Annotated in this window: 12 protein-coding genes and 1 pseudogene; 5 read left to right on the forward strand and 8 right to left on the reverse strand. The window is 41.9% G+C overall.

Annotated elements, in window-relative coordinates; all coding sequences use genetic code 11:
* Window positions 1-39: 39 nt before the first annotated feature.
* On the reverse strand, window positions 40-1,074 hold the full coding sequence (locus WA1_RS13560) for a chlorophyll a/b binding light-harvesting protein (protein WP_017745296.1): 1,035 nt from the start codon (window positions 1,072-1,074) through the stop codon (window positions 40-42).
* 730 nt (window positions 1,075-1,804) lie between these two features.
* Here WA1_RS13560 and WA1_RS13565 point away from each other — a divergent pair.
* Window positions 1,805-2,641, forward strand: coding sequence for a Uma2 family endonuclease (locus tag WA1_RS13565; protein WP_017745297.1), 837 nt, complete (start codon window positions 1,805-1,807; stop codon window positions 2,639-2,641).
* A gap of 176 nt (window positions 2,642-2,817) precedes the next feature.
* On the forward strand, window positions 2,818-3,570 hold the full coding sequence (locus tag WA1_RS13570) for a Uma2 family endonuclease (protein WP_026134865.1): 753 nt from the start codon (window positions 2,818-2,820) through the stop codon (window positions 3,568-3,570).
* 264 nt (window positions 3,571-3,834) lie between these two features.
* Here the strand turns inward: WA1_RS13570 and WA1_RS13575 are convergent, their stop codons facing one another.
* The 5 genes from WA1_RS13575 to WA1_RS13595 form a co-directional block, all read right to left on the reverse strand.
* Window positions 3,835-4,578: an alpha/beta fold hydrolase gene (locus WA1_RS13575; RefSeq protein ID WP_017745299.1), complete on the reverse strand. Its 744-nt coding sequence runs from the start codon at window positions 4,576-4,578 to the stop codon at window positions 3,835-3,837.
* Window positions 4,579-4,688: 110 nt separating this feature from the next.
* On the reverse strand, window positions 4,689-5,201 hold the full coding sequence (fldA, locus tag WA1_RS13580) for a flavodoxin FldA (RefSeq protein WP_017745300.1): 513 nt from the start codon (window positions 5,199-5,201) through the stop codon (window positions 4,689-4,691).
* Window positions 5,202-5,348: 147 nt separating this feature from the next.
* Window positions 5,349-6,848, reverse strand: a complete 1,500-nt coding sequence (locus WA1_RS13585; protein WP_017745301.1) for a chlorophyll a/b binding light-harvesting protein — start codon at window positions 6,846-6,848, stop codon at window positions 5,349-5,351.
* 73 nt (window positions 6,849-6,921) lie between these two features.
* The gene (locus tag WA1_RS13590) at window positions 6,922-7,980 is read right to left on the reverse strand and encodes a chlorophyll a/b binding light-harvesting protein (protein ID WP_017745302.1); all 1,059 of its coding nucleotides are present in this window, start codon (window positions 7,978-7,980) and stop codon (window positions 6,922-6,924) included.
* 531 nt (window positions 7,981-8,511) lie between these two features.
* Window positions 8,512-8,745 carry a Nif11-like leader peptide family natural product precursor gene (locus WA1_RS13595; protein WP_017745303.1) on the reverse strand — a complete coding sequence of 78 codons (234 nt, stop codon included), beginning with the start codon at window positions 8,743-8,745 and terminating at the stop codon, window positions 8,512-8,514.
* A 300-nt stretch (window positions 8,746-9,045) separates the two neighbouring features.
* Here WA1_RS13595 and WA1_RS13600 point away from each other — a divergent pair, with 300 nt between their 5' ends.
* Complete coding sequence (locus WA1_RS13600; protein ID WP_017745304.1) at window positions 9,046-10,542, forward strand: UDP-N-acetylmuramoyl-L-alanyl-D-glutamate--2,6-diaminopimelate ligase; 1,497 nt, start codon at window positions 9,046-9,048, stop codon at window positions 10,540-10,542.
* A gap of 112 nt (window positions 10,543-10,654) precedes the next feature.
* Here the strand turns inward: WA1_RS13600 and tnpA are convergent.
* A pseudogene (gene tnpA / locus WA1_RS61675) lies at window positions 10,655-11,069 on the reverse strand (IS200/IS605 family transposase).
* Between the two features lie 177 nt (window positions 11,070-11,246).
* On the opposite strand from tnpA, the gene WA1_RS13610 reads away from it, so the two are divergent.
* Together WA1_RS13610 and WA1_RS13615 are read left to right on the forward strand one after the other, a co-directional pair.
* Complete coding sequence (locus WA1_RS13610; RefSeq protein ID WP_017745305.1) at window positions 11,247-12,635, forward strand: RNA-guided endonuclease InsQ/TnpB family protein; 1,389 nt, start codon at window positions 11,247-11,249, stop codon at window positions 12,633-12,635.
* 120 nt (window positions 12,636-12,755) lie between these two features.
* Window positions 12,756-14,204 carry a DICT sensory domain-containing protein gene (locus tag WA1_RS13615; protein WP_017745306.1) on the forward strand — a complete coding sequence of 483 codons (1,449 nt, stop codon included), beginning with the start codon at window positions 12,756-12,758 and terminating at the stop codon, window positions 14,202-14,204.
* On the opposite strand, the gene WA1_RS13620 is transcribed toward WA1_RS13615, so the two are convergent.
* Window positions 14,180-15,646: a sensor histidine kinase gene (locus tag WA1_RS13620; protein ID WP_017745307.1), complete on the reverse strand. Its 1,467-nt coding sequence runs from the start codon at window positions 15,644-15,646 to the stop codon at window positions 14,180-14,182. The two genes, WA1_RS13615 and WA1_RS13620, sit on opposite strands and share 25 nt — an antisense overlap.
* Window positions 15,647-15,655: the final 9 nt, after the last annotated feature.

Raw genomic sequence — 15,655 nt, forward strand, 5'->3', positions numbered from 1 at the left:
AGGTAGTGAATTCGGGGGACATATCCCCCAAATTCCTATTTACGACTCGCCACTGATGGCATTGAGTGACCTTTCTACTTGCTTAAAGTCAACGCCAATAGCTCGTAGTGCATGCCACAAATGACCTTGCAGGAAGAAAAAAGCCAAGAAGAAGTGGGCATTTGCCAACCAAGCTCTAGACGTATGCTCTGCTAAGGGTAATTTGATGGTGTCAGCAAAATACGGAGAAACTCCGAATTTGAGTTCTAAGATAGGTCCGTAAAATTCCACAGGATAGGCTAAGGTGTTAACCGCACAGAAGTAGGCAGCTACAAACCCGGCTAAAGCGATCGCACCCAAAGAATAGGACAGAATTGCTTCACCAGAGAAAATCAAAATCTTCTTAGCCCAAGGCAAAGGTTCTGTCAGAATATGCCAGACACCTCCAGCAATCAGAAACAAGCCTACATAAATATGACCACCAACTAAATCTTCCAAGTTGTTAACACTAGCAAAATGAGTTTGATAGCCGTAGATGGTGAATGGGTTGAGGGTGGGATTAGTGACTACTCGAACAGCGTGAATTGTTGAATCGTAAAGCCCGCCCCAAAACATAGCTTTCGCGACAAGCAATAAGGCACCTACTCCTAAGAAAAGGAGGTGATGTCCTAAGATAAAGCTAAGTTTTTTTGGCTCGTCCCATTCAAAGTGAAATTTACGAGCCTGTCCTCTTGCATCTCTCAAGCTTTTTGGACTTTTGAATGTATGGAATAGCGCTCCTGCACCAAGGACGGCAGACGAGATCAAATGTAAAGCTCCAATCACAAAATAGGGATAAGTATTTACAATCTCACCCCCTGCTCCCACGCCAAAGCCTAAAGTGGCTAAGTGGGGTAGCAAAATCAGCCCTTGTTCTCCCATTGGAATTTCAGGCTTGTAACGAGAAATTTCAAACCAGGTAAAAGCCCCAGCCCACAAAGTCGTCAGTGCTGCTTGCGCGATATGAGCGCCAAGAAATAAACCGGAGAGATTGGCAAAGCGAGCGTTTCCTGCCCACCAATCGTATTTAATACTGGAATCACCGTATGTCTGCATTTTGTAGCTTTTGCCTCCTTAGTCAAGACTATATACATGGAAGGAAATCATTCCTAGATCTGCGTTCTAGGAATGAGCAGATGCATGGATGAGAGTAACAAAAAATCTAAATGTTGCGGTACTGTTCTAATATCATGTTCGGCTAATGACTTATAAAATCATTAGCTTGTAGTTGCGCTTTAGCGCTAAAACGCAACTACAAACGTAGTATCAGTACTTATCCGAACATGATATAAATTGTTAACTAACAAGAGATTCTTAGTTTTCTAACAGTTTTGCGTCTCCGTATGTTCCCAAGTCGTTTCTCCAAAGACACGTTGTCAGCATTCTTTTACAGCGATTTTCAGATTAATAGAACACATGGAGTGGGGTGGGCGTCCTCGCCCGCTCTCTCGTCTAGAAAGGGCGGGGACGCTCGTACCACAAGAGCATAGTGTGGTTCTAGACCTTGAAAACTGCTGTAAAACGGGGTAACTGTAAAGAGTACAGCTAAGCAACGGGAATTGCATAGATGCCTTACAAAAACCCTTTTACACCTTTTTAGAGAGCGGTGGATAATCTCTTGAGTTTATTCAAACACTAATGAAAATAGTTATCAACTAATTTAGGTAAAATAATAAAGTAGGCAGCTTAATGCCATGCAAGATCCTTGACTTCTTTGAGGAGATTGCTGGCGATTCCAGGGTATAGCAACGATAAAATAACAACAAATAGACCAAAGGGAGTGTATATGGCAACCCAACTCGGTGAAACCAAATTAGTCAATGAACTGGTAATATCGTGGGAAGCGTTGCCCAAGGATTTTCAATTAGAGGATGAACCAGTGGAAAATACAGGTCAGCCGCTCTTGGCTGGTGCGTTGCGTGAAAGTTTAGAAATCAGTGGTTTCATCCAACCTCAGATGCTGATGGCTTCCAATTTTGGTCTGTGTGCCACAGTAAACGGACAAGTGATTGTGAAAGCACCAGATTGGGTTTATGTTCCCTCAGTCAATCAAGTCATAGGAGAGCGCAGAAGCTACACACCCAATTTAGAAGGGGATGTACCTGCGGTGGTGATGGAATTTTTATCTGAGACTCAGGGGGAAGAATATTCAGTAAAGAGAACCTATCCGCCGGGAAAATGGTTTTTTTACGAGCAAATTTTACAGGTTCCGGTGTATGTAATTTTTGACCCAGATGGCGGGTTGTTGGAATTTTATCAACTGGAAAATAGACGCTACGAATTGAAGCAACCAGATGAAAATGGTCGTCATTGGATTGATTCAGTCGGTTTATATTTAGGAACATGGCAAGGCACAAAAGAAGCCAGAACAGGTTATTGGTTGCGCTGGTGGGAGGGGACAGGAAATTTGTTACCTTGGGCAGTGGAAGTGATTGAACAAGAACGTCAACGCGCCGAACAAGAACAGCAACGCGCTGAACAAGAACGTCAACGCGCTGAACAAGAACAGCAACGCGCTGAACAAGAACATCAACGCGCCGAACAAGAACGTCAGCAAAAAGAACGGCTGATCGCTTATTTGCAATCTCAAGGCATTGACCCGAATAATTTGCCCACAGACTAAGGAGCAATGCGAAACTCAAGAATAAATTAGCTCAAAAACTTAGACAGTTTCGGTAACAATGGAAATTGCCAGATGGTTTCAAGGCAGAAATCACTAGCCCAAACTGTTGGCTAATGGCGATCGCATCAAGAGGTGGCAACGATAAAATAACAACAAATAAACCAAAGGGAGTGTTTATGGTGACCCAACTTGGTGAAACCAAATTAGTCAATGAACTGGTAATATCGTGGGAAGTGTTGCCTAAGGATTTTCAATTAGAGGATGAACCAGTGGAAAATACAGGTCAGCCGCTCTTGGCTGGTGCGTTGCGTGAAAGTTTAGAAATCAGTGGTTTCATCCAACCTCAGATGCTGATGGCTTCCAATTTTGGTCTGTGTGCCACAGTGAACGGGCAAGTGATTGTGAAAGCACCAGATTGGGTTTATGTTCCCTTTGTCAATCAAGTGATAGGAGAACGCAGAAGCTACACACCCAATTTAGAAGGGGATGTACCTGCGGTGGTGATAGAATTTTTATCGGAAACTCAGGGGGAAGAATATTCGGTAAAGCGAACCTATCCGCCGGGAAAATGGTTTTTTTACGAGCAAATTTTGCAGGTTCCGGTGTATGTGATTTTTGACCCAGATGGTGGGCTGTTGGAATATTATCAACTGGAAAATAGACGCTACGAATTGAAGCAACCAGATGAAAATGGTCGTCATTGGATTGATTCAGTCGGTTTATATTTGGGGACGTGGCAAGGAACAAAAGAAGCCAGAACAGGTTATTGGTTGCGATGGTGGGAGCGGACAGAAAATTTGTTACCTTGGGCAGTGGAAGTAATTGAACAAGAACGCCAACGCGCCGAACAAGAACGTCAGCAAAAAGAACGGCTAATCGCTTATTTGCAATCTCAAGGTATCGATCCGAATAATTTGCCCACAGACTAAACATCATTCAAATCCCCTACTTTTAAGTACGGGGATTAACTGGTCACTGGTTACTGGTCACTGGTCAAAAACTGGCGCTGTGTTGTGGCACATTCTCAGGCTCATTCCCCAGACAACTCGGCAAAGGCTTTGACACTCACTCACCTAAAGGTTATTACTGAGTACACTTGTCTTAACGGAATAGTATCGCTTAGGCTGCTGTCACCCACAACGCTCGCTATGAAAATCCCTCTTCCCTACTCCCTACTCCCCACTCCCGACTCTCTACTCCCTACTCCCTGTTTTCAGGGTAGTACAAACTGAATTTGATAGGTGTAAAGATTTCCAGAAGTGAAGAACTTGCTCTGCTACAAGCTGAGGTTGAAAGAAATGAAAGAAATGCTTCCCAAATGGGCATTTCCACAAGCGATCGCCCTCTTTCAAATAAGGTTGCCATCCGCATAGATCGTCAGTTTCTATAATGATGTCGTCTAAACTCCCACAGACCATTAAAGGAACTGGAACTGAACTTGGAGGTAAACTAAGTCTTTGAAATAGCGAGTGGGGTGAAAGTGAGGAATTCAAATCTTGCCTTAGGATTTTTGTTAGACGTTTATTGGTATCTTCTGTGTGGTAACCAAACAAATTATAAGCCATCGCTCTAAGAATTTGCTGGCGACTAGAAAATGGGCGATGAGCATAGTAATGTACTTGCCAATCAACAGCAACATCAACACCCACAGCTAATAGAGTAAGAGATTTTACTTTTTCAGGATATTGACGCGCATAAAGTAGTCCTAGCAATCCTCCCGTACTATGACCAATAAGATGTACGGGTTGAGTGCAGGATTGGAGATAATCATGCAACAACAGCACTGCAAATGAAAGTGGACTTGCTTCGTCTTGAGTTTGAGAGTAATCCCAACTAGCAATTGTCATTTGATGTGACAAATAAGATAGCAGTGGCTGAGAAAAGCATTGCAAACTAGGACTTGTATTTAACCAAACGACATCTGGCGATTGAAACATTAAATTTGCCTGCAAGTAAATTATTACAAGGATTGTTAGTAGTTAGTCGTTAGTTGTTGGTTGCTAGTTATTCCACTAACCAATAACCACTAACTACTAACCACTAACCATTACATACCAAACTCTTTTTTCAGTTGACCTACCCAATCTTTAATACGCTGGTCTGTCATGTTAGACTGGTTATCCTCATCAAGAGACAAACCGACAAATTTACCGTTTCGCAATGCTTTTGATTCATTGAAGTCATAGCCTTCGACAGACCAATATCCAACGGTAGTTCCACCACGTTCAGTAATTTTCTCTTCCAAAATACCTATTGCATCCTGAAAGTTATCGGCATACCCAATTTGATCGCCTGTTCCAAAATATGCTACTTTCTTACCACTGAAATCAATGTTATCTAACTGGGGAAAGTAACCTTCCCAATCACTTTGTAGTTCACCTATATCCCAAGTCGGACACCCGATGATTATGTATTGATATTCTTCAAACTCACTATCTTCTGTATCTGCAATGTTATGTACTGTGACAACACTTTTCCCACCAAATTCTTTCTGAATTGTTTCTGCTACATATTCAGTTTTACCTGTTGTAGAGCCAACAAATAGACCAATCTTTGACATAAATTGCTCCCAGATAACATGAAATGAAAATTTATAAAGACATACGTTGCGTCTTCAATCAAATTGATGCATCGCCCAGATGTTGCCGAATCTGTTCTGGAAGAACAGATTCGGTCAAAGCAGAGCTTAGTTGGGCAACAGAGCACGCTACGCGATCGCAGTTAAAACATTCAGGCTATTCAACACGAGATAGACGAAGATAGCTCCACCAATTCCACCAATCAAAAAGCCTGCGGTAAATTGACTCCATCCTTGAGTAGTTTGAAGAGCCTCTGGCATACTCGGAACTGTTTTCACTGAAGTGAATTGCGAGGCTGTTTGCATTTGCTCTTGATAAGAAGCAGTACCGTAAATCGATAAGCCAATAGTCAAAATCACAATCAGACCACATGCAGCTAACAAACCTATTAAATTAGCCGCCTCTGAATCCCGCAGTGGACCTAACTTTGCAAAAGGACCAATCAACCAGTAACCATGAGCCATACCAATTTCCAGCCCTCTTGATAGAGAAGACAATCCAGAACGGTAAATTGGCAAATTCTTCAGAAAATTCAAGGTTAAGTCAGAAGAATTGACTGGGGTTGCGAGATTGCCATCTTCAGGATTACCAGCGGGCTGAATCATATCACCATTTTGAAAATCAAAGCCTGCTTCTACTGCTCTTGCGTGAATGGCATGCCAAATATGACCGAAGAGGAACAATACTCCAAAAACAAAGTGGAACACTGCTAACCAACCACGAGGTGAGACATGGCCAGTTGAAGTGTCTAAAATTTTAAGTGAACCATAAAAAACTTCAGGATAGACCGTGTTGTTAACACTGATAAAATAAGCAGCCAAAAAAGCCATATATGCCACAGCACCAATGCTGTAGGATAAATAAGCTTCTCCTGAGAATAGGAGAATTTTTTGCGCCCAATCAAAGGGTTTGGTCAAAATGTGGAAGATACCGCCACTTATCAAGATTAAACTAACCCAAATGTGACCGCCAACCACATCTTCTAAGTTATTAACAGCTGCCATTCCTTCCGATCCCCAAGCACCAAAAAGGTAGCCAAAAATTTTAAATGGATTCAATGTTGGGTGAGCAATAACTCGCATATCCCCACCAACACCAGCCCCAGGATCGAAAAGCCCACCCCAAAACATTGCTTTGGCAACTAGAAGTAAAGCACCGACGCCCAGCAATGTCAGGTGAATCCCTAAAATTGTGGTCATTTTGTCCTTGTCTTTCCAGTCGTAGCCAAAGAAGCCAGCAAAGGTAGGATTATCTTGTAGCACTTCTGGTCCCAGCAGAGAATGATAAATTCCACCAGCACCTAGAACTGCTGAAGAGATAAGATGCATTACCCCAATAACTAGATAGGGATAGGTGTCTACAATCTGTCCGCTAGCCCCTACGCCTAAGCCTAATGTTGCTAAATGGGGTAACAAGATGAATCCTTGTTCGTACATTGGGAGGTCAGGATTATAACGAGACAACTCAAATAGTGTCATTGCTCCTGCCCACAACACTATTAAACCTGCATGAGCTACATGAGCACCTAATAATTTACCAGATAAGTTGACTAAGCGAAAATTGCCAGCCCACCAACCAACATTCGGTATTATTTCCTTGTAGGGGCTGTCAGCAGTTACTGCTGTCATTTGCTATTCTCCTTAAGAAACTTTTGCGTTACTTTAGTACTCAGAGTTGTGACTTTGACAATAAATTATGTCATTAAACTGGCTGTGGAATGACTGCATTTTTACTTAAGCGACCTTTGCGGAAATCAAATCCACGCGATCGCAGTGCATGCCAGATGTGACCTTGCAAAAAGAAAAAACCTAACCAAAAGTGTGTATTAGCTAACCAAGTCCTAGATGAAACAAAATCGGGAGCGATCGAGGAAAAGTAAGGCAAAATATTCTGTTTAATGACCAGTGCTGGTCCGTAAAAGACTTCGGGATAAACTGTTGTGTTGACTGAGACGAAGAATGTAGCAATAAAGCCCATTAACGCTAAAGCACCTAAACTGTAAGACAAGTAGGCTTCTCCAGACCAAACAAATAAAGAATGCGTCCAACCAAACGGTTTCGTTAATATGTGGAAAAGGCCCCCAAATATCAGCATTCCACCGACCCAAATATGACCGCCAACTACATCTTCTAAATTATCAACACTAGCTATCCAGTTTTTTCCAATAGCACCAACTAGATATCCAAAAATGACTGCTGGATTGAGTGTTGGATTGGTAATGACTCGTACATTTTCGATGTTTGGATCGTACAAGCCACCGTAGTACATTGCTTTAGCTACCAGAAGAAATGCTCCGAATCCCAGCAAAATCAAATGGATTCCAAGGATTGTGGTCATTTTGTTAGTATCAGCCCAGTTGTAGCCAAAAAGAGGAAACCGACCTTCGAGAATTTCTGGATCTCGTAGGGAGTGAAAGATACCTCCAAAACCTAGAAAAGCTGATGAAATGAGATGCAAAGCTCCAATGACAAAATATGGGTAAGTATTAACAACCGTACCACTCGCAGCCACACCCCAGCCCAGAGAGGCTAGGTGAGGTAGTAAAATCAAGCCTTGCTCGTACATTGGTTTTGCTGGATTAAAGTGAGCTAGCTCAAAAAAGGTCATAGCTCCTACCCATAAGACGATGAGACCAGAATGAGCGACGTGAGCGCCTAATAATTTTCCTGATAAATTTGTGAGTCTTGCATTCCCAGCCCACCAAGGATTGTCGGTGAGGTCTTGCTCCACCGACAGCGGACTTGTAGAGGTGATCGCCATTTTACCTGATTTACCTTTATTGAGAATTTAGTTCAACAACTATGAGTAACAGCTTACTATAAAATCTCTATTGATGAAAGATATTTTCAATAAGATTTTGGAGTAAGAGCGATTGACTCTCACCTTGTCTCAAAAATAAGATAGACTTTACTGAGAAGAACGAACTAGGAAAGCCATCTCAGAAGTCAGGTCGATACTTGCGGTACAAACGATAGAAATGGCAGAGGTTAGTCACTGTAAGTTAAATTCTATTAGTCTCTTACCTGAAAATGGCTCTAAACAAGTAAGTCGTTCATAATATGTAACATTAGAAGAACGCTTGAAACCACATAGTTTATTACGAAGATTCTACCAATTGCATCTCTGGCAATCAATTGGTAAGATATGATGTATGCAAGAAAACCCAAACTATAAATGTCTCACCTGCCCTAAAGCATAAATACGGGAAAAAGGTACATCTCAGTGACCTTAATTTCCCGCATGGTGAAGAGTGGCTCTTAGATTGTATTAGTACGCCGACCCTACTAGAAATTACCTGGGATAAATATGCTGTCTGGGTGCTATCCCTGGATTGACGATCGCAGCTAACTCTTCTTCAGACAACTTGCTTAGCTCAGTGTGCAGTTCTTCAACTGTGAAGTCATAGCCACGGTCTTTAGCAATTTTAATAAAAACTTCTGGCTCAGATGTGGCTTTGAGTCTTTCCTTTAATGCTCGATCTTGTTTGACGATACCCAAAAATCGGGTAGCATTGTTCTGTGTCATGACAGTCTATACCCTGTTTGAAATTTTATATTTCCTTGAGCCACACCCACACTTACCGCTTTGCGGAAGTCTGTGGAGTCGTCACTTGGATTGAACTACTAGCTGAAATGTGTATACTTTAATCTTTAACCAAAAAAGCGAATGTATGATTGATGCGTGACAAAAGTTCACCTATTTCCTGCAAGAGACCATTCTACCAGAAAAAATTTGGTTTCATTTTAGAAGTTCCTTAAAACCATTTATAGAAACGTAAAAATAGTACAGAATAAGCCAATAAAAACTTGTAACGAGGTGCATAAAATGAAACTGCGAGAATTATTAGCGAGTGTTGATAATGTTGTACTAACATCCGAGCATCCAGCCATGGATGCTGAGATTCAGGGCTTGAAAACAAATTCCCACGCTTGTGGTGCGGGAGATTTGTTTATTGGAATGCCAGGAACACGAGTTGATGGTGGAGATTTTTGGCCTAGTGCGATCGCCTCCGGTGCGGTAGCTGCGGTCATTTCATCCCAAGCCATACAAAAACATCCTCCCACGCCAGAATCTTGCGTTATCGCAGCCGAAGACATGATTAAAGCTTGTGCTCAGCTAGCCAGTACTTTTTATGATTATCCCGGACAAAAACTCAAACTTGTGGGTGTTACGGGTACAAATGGCAAAACCACAACGACTCACCTTATAGAACATTTCCTCAATCAAGCCAATTTGTCAACAGCTTTAATGGGTACACTATATACTCGTTGGAAGGATTTTTTACAAACTGCCGTTCACACAACACCTTTTGCTGTAGAACTGCAACAGCAGTTAGCTTCAGCTATAAATGCTGGAAACGATTATGGAGTGATGGAAGTCAGTTCTCACGCTCTAGCGCAGGGTCGAGTGATGGGTTGTCAGTTTGAAGTAGGAGTTTTTACTAATTTGACCCAAGACCATTTAGACTTCCATCGTGACATGGAAGATTACTTTGCTGCCAAAGCGTTATTATTTAGCCCTAATTATCTTAAAGGTCGAGGAGTCATTAATGCTGACGATTCTTACGGTCAGCGATTAATTGCATCACTCAATTCAGAACAGGTTTGGAGTTACAGTGTTAGCGATCGCAATGCAAACTTGTGGATGAGTGACCTGAACTACGAACCCAATGGAGTGAGCGGTACGCTGCATACACCAAAAGGCGAAGTCGCTTTTCGTTCACCACTTGTCGGTCAATTCAATTTAGAAAATTTATTAGCAGCAGTTGGAGCAGGTTTACACTTGGGGTTAGATTTACAATTAGTAGCATCGGCAATAACTGAGTTTCCTGGAGTCCCTGGAAGAATGGAAAGGGTGCAAATTAGTTCTCAGCAAGACATTAGCGTAATTGTTGATTATGCCCATACTCCAGATAGTTTGGAGAACTTGTTGAAAGCCTCACGTCCCTTCATCCCAGGTAAGATGATTTGCGTCTTTGGATGTGGGGGAGACCGCGATCGCACCAAGCGTCCGAAAATGGGTAGAATTGCTGCCGATCTATCTGATGTAGCAATAGTCACCTCAGATAATCCCCGAACTGAAGAGCCAGAAAAGATTTTACAGGATATTTTGGCAGGGATTCCAGAAACAGTTAATCCAATCGTCATAGGCGATCGCGCCACTGCTATCCGGACTGCTATTTTACAAGCAGAACCAGGTGATGGAGTTTTGCTTGCAGGTAAAGGTCATGAAGATTACCAAATTTTGGGAACGGAAAAAATTCACTTTGATGACAGAGAGCACGCACGCGATGCTTTAAAAGAAAGGATGATAAGGCATTAGAACAGAAAATGAAGGGGAGGAAATACTCTATCAAGGCATAATGGGAGCGCGAGAACCCCTGTGTTTTTAACCAGGGGATGAAGCGCGACACAACAGATTTTAACCTGTTGTTTCACGAACCACGCTGATTTTCAATATACTTTTTAACTATCATCATACTAACTTGACCTGTTGACGCTACAAAGTAGGTCGGAGTCCACAAAGCAGGTAGTTTTAAAAGTTCTGGAAATTCTTTTCTTAAGTGATGAGACGCTCGACCTTTCACCCCGGAGTGCAATTTGTGAAGGTGCTTCATCTGTAGGAGCATTGACAAACATATGTACATGGTCGGGTTGAATTTCTAATGCGATGAGTCTCCAGTTGTGTTCTTGTACCAATTCAAAAATAATTTCTTGCAGTCTTCTAGCCACATCAGTTACTAGAACAGGTTTTCGTCGCTTTGAGACAAATACAAAATGATCATTGATTGAAGACACAGAATTTTCGGTTCTTCGGTAATCGTGGTCTTCTTGAGAAAGTTTTGCCATTTCCCGGCTGTTGTTGACATTATATGTAGTATCTAAGATAATAAACAACGAAAGGTGATGACGACGCATTGTCCCCATATCAATGGGCAACCTTCAAACCTCCTGACTCATGGAGTGGTATTAGGTGATATCCTAAACAAGGTTGCCCATTGATCTACGTGTAAGACCCCCGCAAAAGTGTACAAAACTTTACCTGTTAAAGCCTGGTTTACAGATACTGAAGCAGCGTTTTGGATTGACCAGTGCAAACACGCTAACAGTTTGATTAATTGCGCTCTTTATCATGTTCGTCAAACTCATTATTCAAGACTTGAAGAGTCGGGTAACGCTTTCACGACTTATTGGCGTGGTGATGAATTGCGACATGGGTGGAAAACTTACAAATGTTTTACGACTTATCCAGAACTAGATAAAATTTTAAAAGACAATCCGCATTACAAGGCTCTTGCTGCACAAGCATCTCAGCAAACACTGAGAGCTGTCGGTGAGTCAATTACTTCTTACAATGGATTGGTTAGTGCTTACTATAAAGGTGAAGTTGATAGACCATCTTTACCAAAATATAGAAAAAGTGGCGGACTTGCATCAGTTACATTCCCACGTCAGGCACTGACTTATAAAGATGGTTGTTTTTACCCCTCAATTAGTAGAGAGACTAAGCCACATTTGTTAACTGAAATTGCGTTACCCTTACCAGAATTCATTGATTCGGATTGGGTTAAGGAAGTGACAGTGCGTCCTTGCTACGGTCAGTTGTGGATTGATTGGGTGATTGATGATGGCAAGCAAATAATTGAGATTAATCCGAATCTTGATTACACACAAGCTTGGAGTTTCGACCACGGTGGCAATAATTGGCTAACAGGTGTTTCAACACTGGGACAAAGCTTGATTGTTGATGGTAGAAAGTTACGTTCAATGAATCAAGGTTATTGTCGTCTTGTTGCCAAATATAAGCATGGTAAGTCTGATTTTTACTGGGATTCAAATCTCGATAGAATTCAACGCAAACGCAACAACCAGATGCGCGATGCCATTAACAAAGCTGCCCGATTCATTATTAATCGATGCCTTGCTGATCGTGTTGGAAATCTTATTATTGGTTGGAATGAAGGACAAAAAAATGGTTCTAACATGAACAAACGTGGGAACCAAAATTTTGTACCAATTCCGACTGGTAGACTTATTGAAAGATTAAAACAACTTTGTCCAGAGTCCGGAATTGTTTTAACCATTACTGAAGAGAGCTACACTTCCAAGAGTTCATTTCTGGATGATGATTTCCTACCGAAATACGGTGAAAAACCCGACGGATGGAAGCCTTCAGGAGAAAGAATTGAGCGTGGTCTTTACAAAACCAAGAAAGGTTTTTTAATCAATGCTGACTGCAATGGAGCAGCCAACATCATGAAGAAAGTAGCCACACAGCTAGGACTTGTCTTAGTCAAGGTGGGTAGAGGGTCTTTGATAGCCCCGCATCGGTATGATTTATTCTGCGATCTAAAGAACACATTTCGTACAAAGTTACGGAGTGTGGTTTTAGCCCACGGAGTCACATCCATGTAGAATCCCCCATGTTTCAACCGGGGGAGATATCAAACTTCATTCAGACTTGACAAAAGTGTCCTTACTTTACCTTAAACTTTATTGCTTTTGCCTTCAGTTCATCCTTAAAAGGCTTTACTCATGAATGTTTCTTTACCTCAGGATCTGTCTGTATATCAGTTGGCTTTAAGTGTGGAAGCACCTCCCCAACCACTGTCTCTGGGTCTTGGGACTTTACTATCAATGGTGAGGTCACAAATTGATTTGCTAATTGAACAACAGATTGCAGCTACATTATGGGTAAAGCTACCACCAGGAAAACTTTGGTACTCAGAAATTCAACGTTATTATCAGCAAGGAATATCTAATGCTATATCTATTAACAAAATTGAACTGACTGATAAAGAAGACGACACGGAGACAACCAATATTTTGGATCGAGTTTCCGCGTTTTCTGAATCTGTATCCTCGTATATTCAAGTAGAAAGCTTACCAAATAGCAAGCTGCGGCGAGAATACTTTGTCATGGTGTTATCACCAAAGTTCTGTAGCTTGATTTTAGCTTATAGACCTTTAAAAAGACGTAAAAATCTGACACCAGGAAAGGCGAACAGCCGAAAAAATTTTCTCTTACCTGCTATAACTTCTTTCGATGGAAAAGTCATTCAGCAAGTCTTAGATCGATTAAAACAATCAATAGTACCTCACTCGCCCTCACTAGTTTCTACCAATCTGATTTGTCCTCCAATTTCTGAGCCAAATCTCATCAATCAACTTTTGACAAAACAGATTCAGCATCAAGATAGAATGAACCGTCAAATAACAACAAAGCGTCTGATTAAAGTAAAACAACAAAATCGAAAACTTCATGAAACAGCGCAACTCAAAGATGAATGCTTGAGCCATGTTTGTCAAGAGTTGCGTACACCAATAACACATATGAAAACAGCTCTCTCGCTTTTAAATTCCCCCAATTTAAAAGTCCCCCAACGACAGCGTTATTTACAAATGCTCAATACTCAATGCGATCGCCAAAATGCTTTGATATGTGGTGTATTGGACTTAGTGCAGCTAGAACGCCAATTGGAAAGACTGCCACTAGAACCAGTACGCCTTGCAGAACTTGTACCTGGAGTCGTGAGTACTTATCAACCCATAGCTAAAGAAAAAGGTATTATGTTAGCCTACACTGTACCTACAGACATTCCACCTGTTTGGTGCGTTAGTGGTGGGTTGAGACAAATCGCAATTAACTTACTTTCCAACAGTATCAAGTTTACTCCCAACGGAGGAGAAGTTTGGGTGCGAGCACGAGTTCACAACGAGTCCGTTCAATTAGAATTTCGCGATACTGGTATTGGTATTGCCGAAAGTGAAATTTCTAAAATTTTTGACCGCTTTTACCGAGTCCGCTCAGTTGCCATAGACGATTCTAGTGGAGTTGGTTTAGGTTTAACAATGGTGCAACTGTTGCTATCGCGTAGCGGTGGCTCTATTTCTGTCAAAAGTAAGCTGTATGAAGGTTCTACTTTTACAGTGCAGTTTGCTATTGCTTCTGAAAACAATCAGTTAATAACTCCCATTGCCTGACAGGGGGAGCGAGGAGGATTCTGTTGACCATTAACTTCCAATGGCAGAAAGATGGTCAAGACCTCGCCATGACGGGGACGTTCGCGGACAATTAATTTGCCACCAATAGCTTGAAACAAATGCTTGGTTGCATAGAGGTTCAGACTAATTGTACCTGTTTCCGGTTGAAACATCAGCAGTTGACCGAGAGCTTTTCGGATCGGTGGAGTACATGGGGAGGTGGAAGTTTTATCATTATTTGCCATTAGGGGTAGGGGCAATAATTGCAACTTCAGTTGGTCGCCTGCGGGAATAACTTGCACTTGAATATGGCTACCTGCAGGTAAACTGCGGGTAAAGTTTTCCATTAACCCTGTCAGCACTCGATCTAACATATTGGGATTGCTGACCACCATTGGTAGTTCTTGAGGTAGAACAACATCCAAAGTTAAGTTTCTCCGGTCTGCTGCTTGTTGCCAACGGGGGATACTTTGCTGCAAGACTCGATCCAAAGACATTGCTGTCAGCTGGGCGTTAGTAGATTTTTCAGAAGCGGATGTTTCCAGTTCTGCTGCTCTAAACAATAACTCCATGCGATCGATTTGCTCGGTACATTCGCGATCGATAAGTTCTAAACGCTTGATAACGTTAGAAGGTAAATCGCGCTGTTTTAATAACAGACGCGTTATGGTGCGGATGGTTGTCAGTGGTGTACGGACTTCATGAGCAAATGCTTGCAACAATTCTACATCGCTACGGTGGCAAGGAGAAGGAGAGGGGGAAGCGGAGATAGGGGGAGGGGGAGAAACACTTTCTACCTGTTCTTGTGGTTCTGGTAAATGTGTTAGCAACAAGCGGCTAAACTCCATAACCGTGCGGTAGTCCGGCTGGCTTGGATAATATTTTTGTACTATTTCTTCTAAATCAGCAAACAAGTCAGGATTACTTAACATGACTCGCGCACCCAATGCTCGCCATGCTTGTTCGACAACTTCAGAATCAAATGAAAAACAAAAAGTTTTATTACCGTTTTTATATTCTGCTAAAACCAGCACTAGTCTAAAATTTTCTGTAAAAACTAAGCAAAACTGCTCTCCAGTGAGTGGATCTGCTTCTAGTAAAGGTAAAATAGTTTCCTGATAAGCAGTTTCATCTACTACAGCCATAGTAGCAGCCATTCCAAAGGGCATAAGAGCCAAAGGATTAAACGGCTTCGCTGTAAAAGTGACTCTCTGCAAGCTTTGAGCCAGTTTTGGTTCACTAAGTATGGGTGCAGGTCCTGATAAGACTAATCCTTGGCTAATTTCAGGGGAAATTGTTGCCAAACTCTTTAACAGCAGTTGTTCTGTCGCTGCTATGCTTACACGCCATTGCTGTTCGGCTTTGACAGATGAGCATTCAGTTGCACCGGGTTGACTGTTAACTAATATTTCGCTCAGACTCGGCAAGATCCATTGGTACACAAGTTTTCA

It is taken from the genome of Scytonema hofmannii PCC 7110 (assembly GCF_000346485.2).
GTDB classification, from domain to species: Bacteria; Cyanobacteriota; Cyanobacteriia; order Cyanobacteriales; family Nostocaceae; genus Scytonema; species Scytonema hofmannii.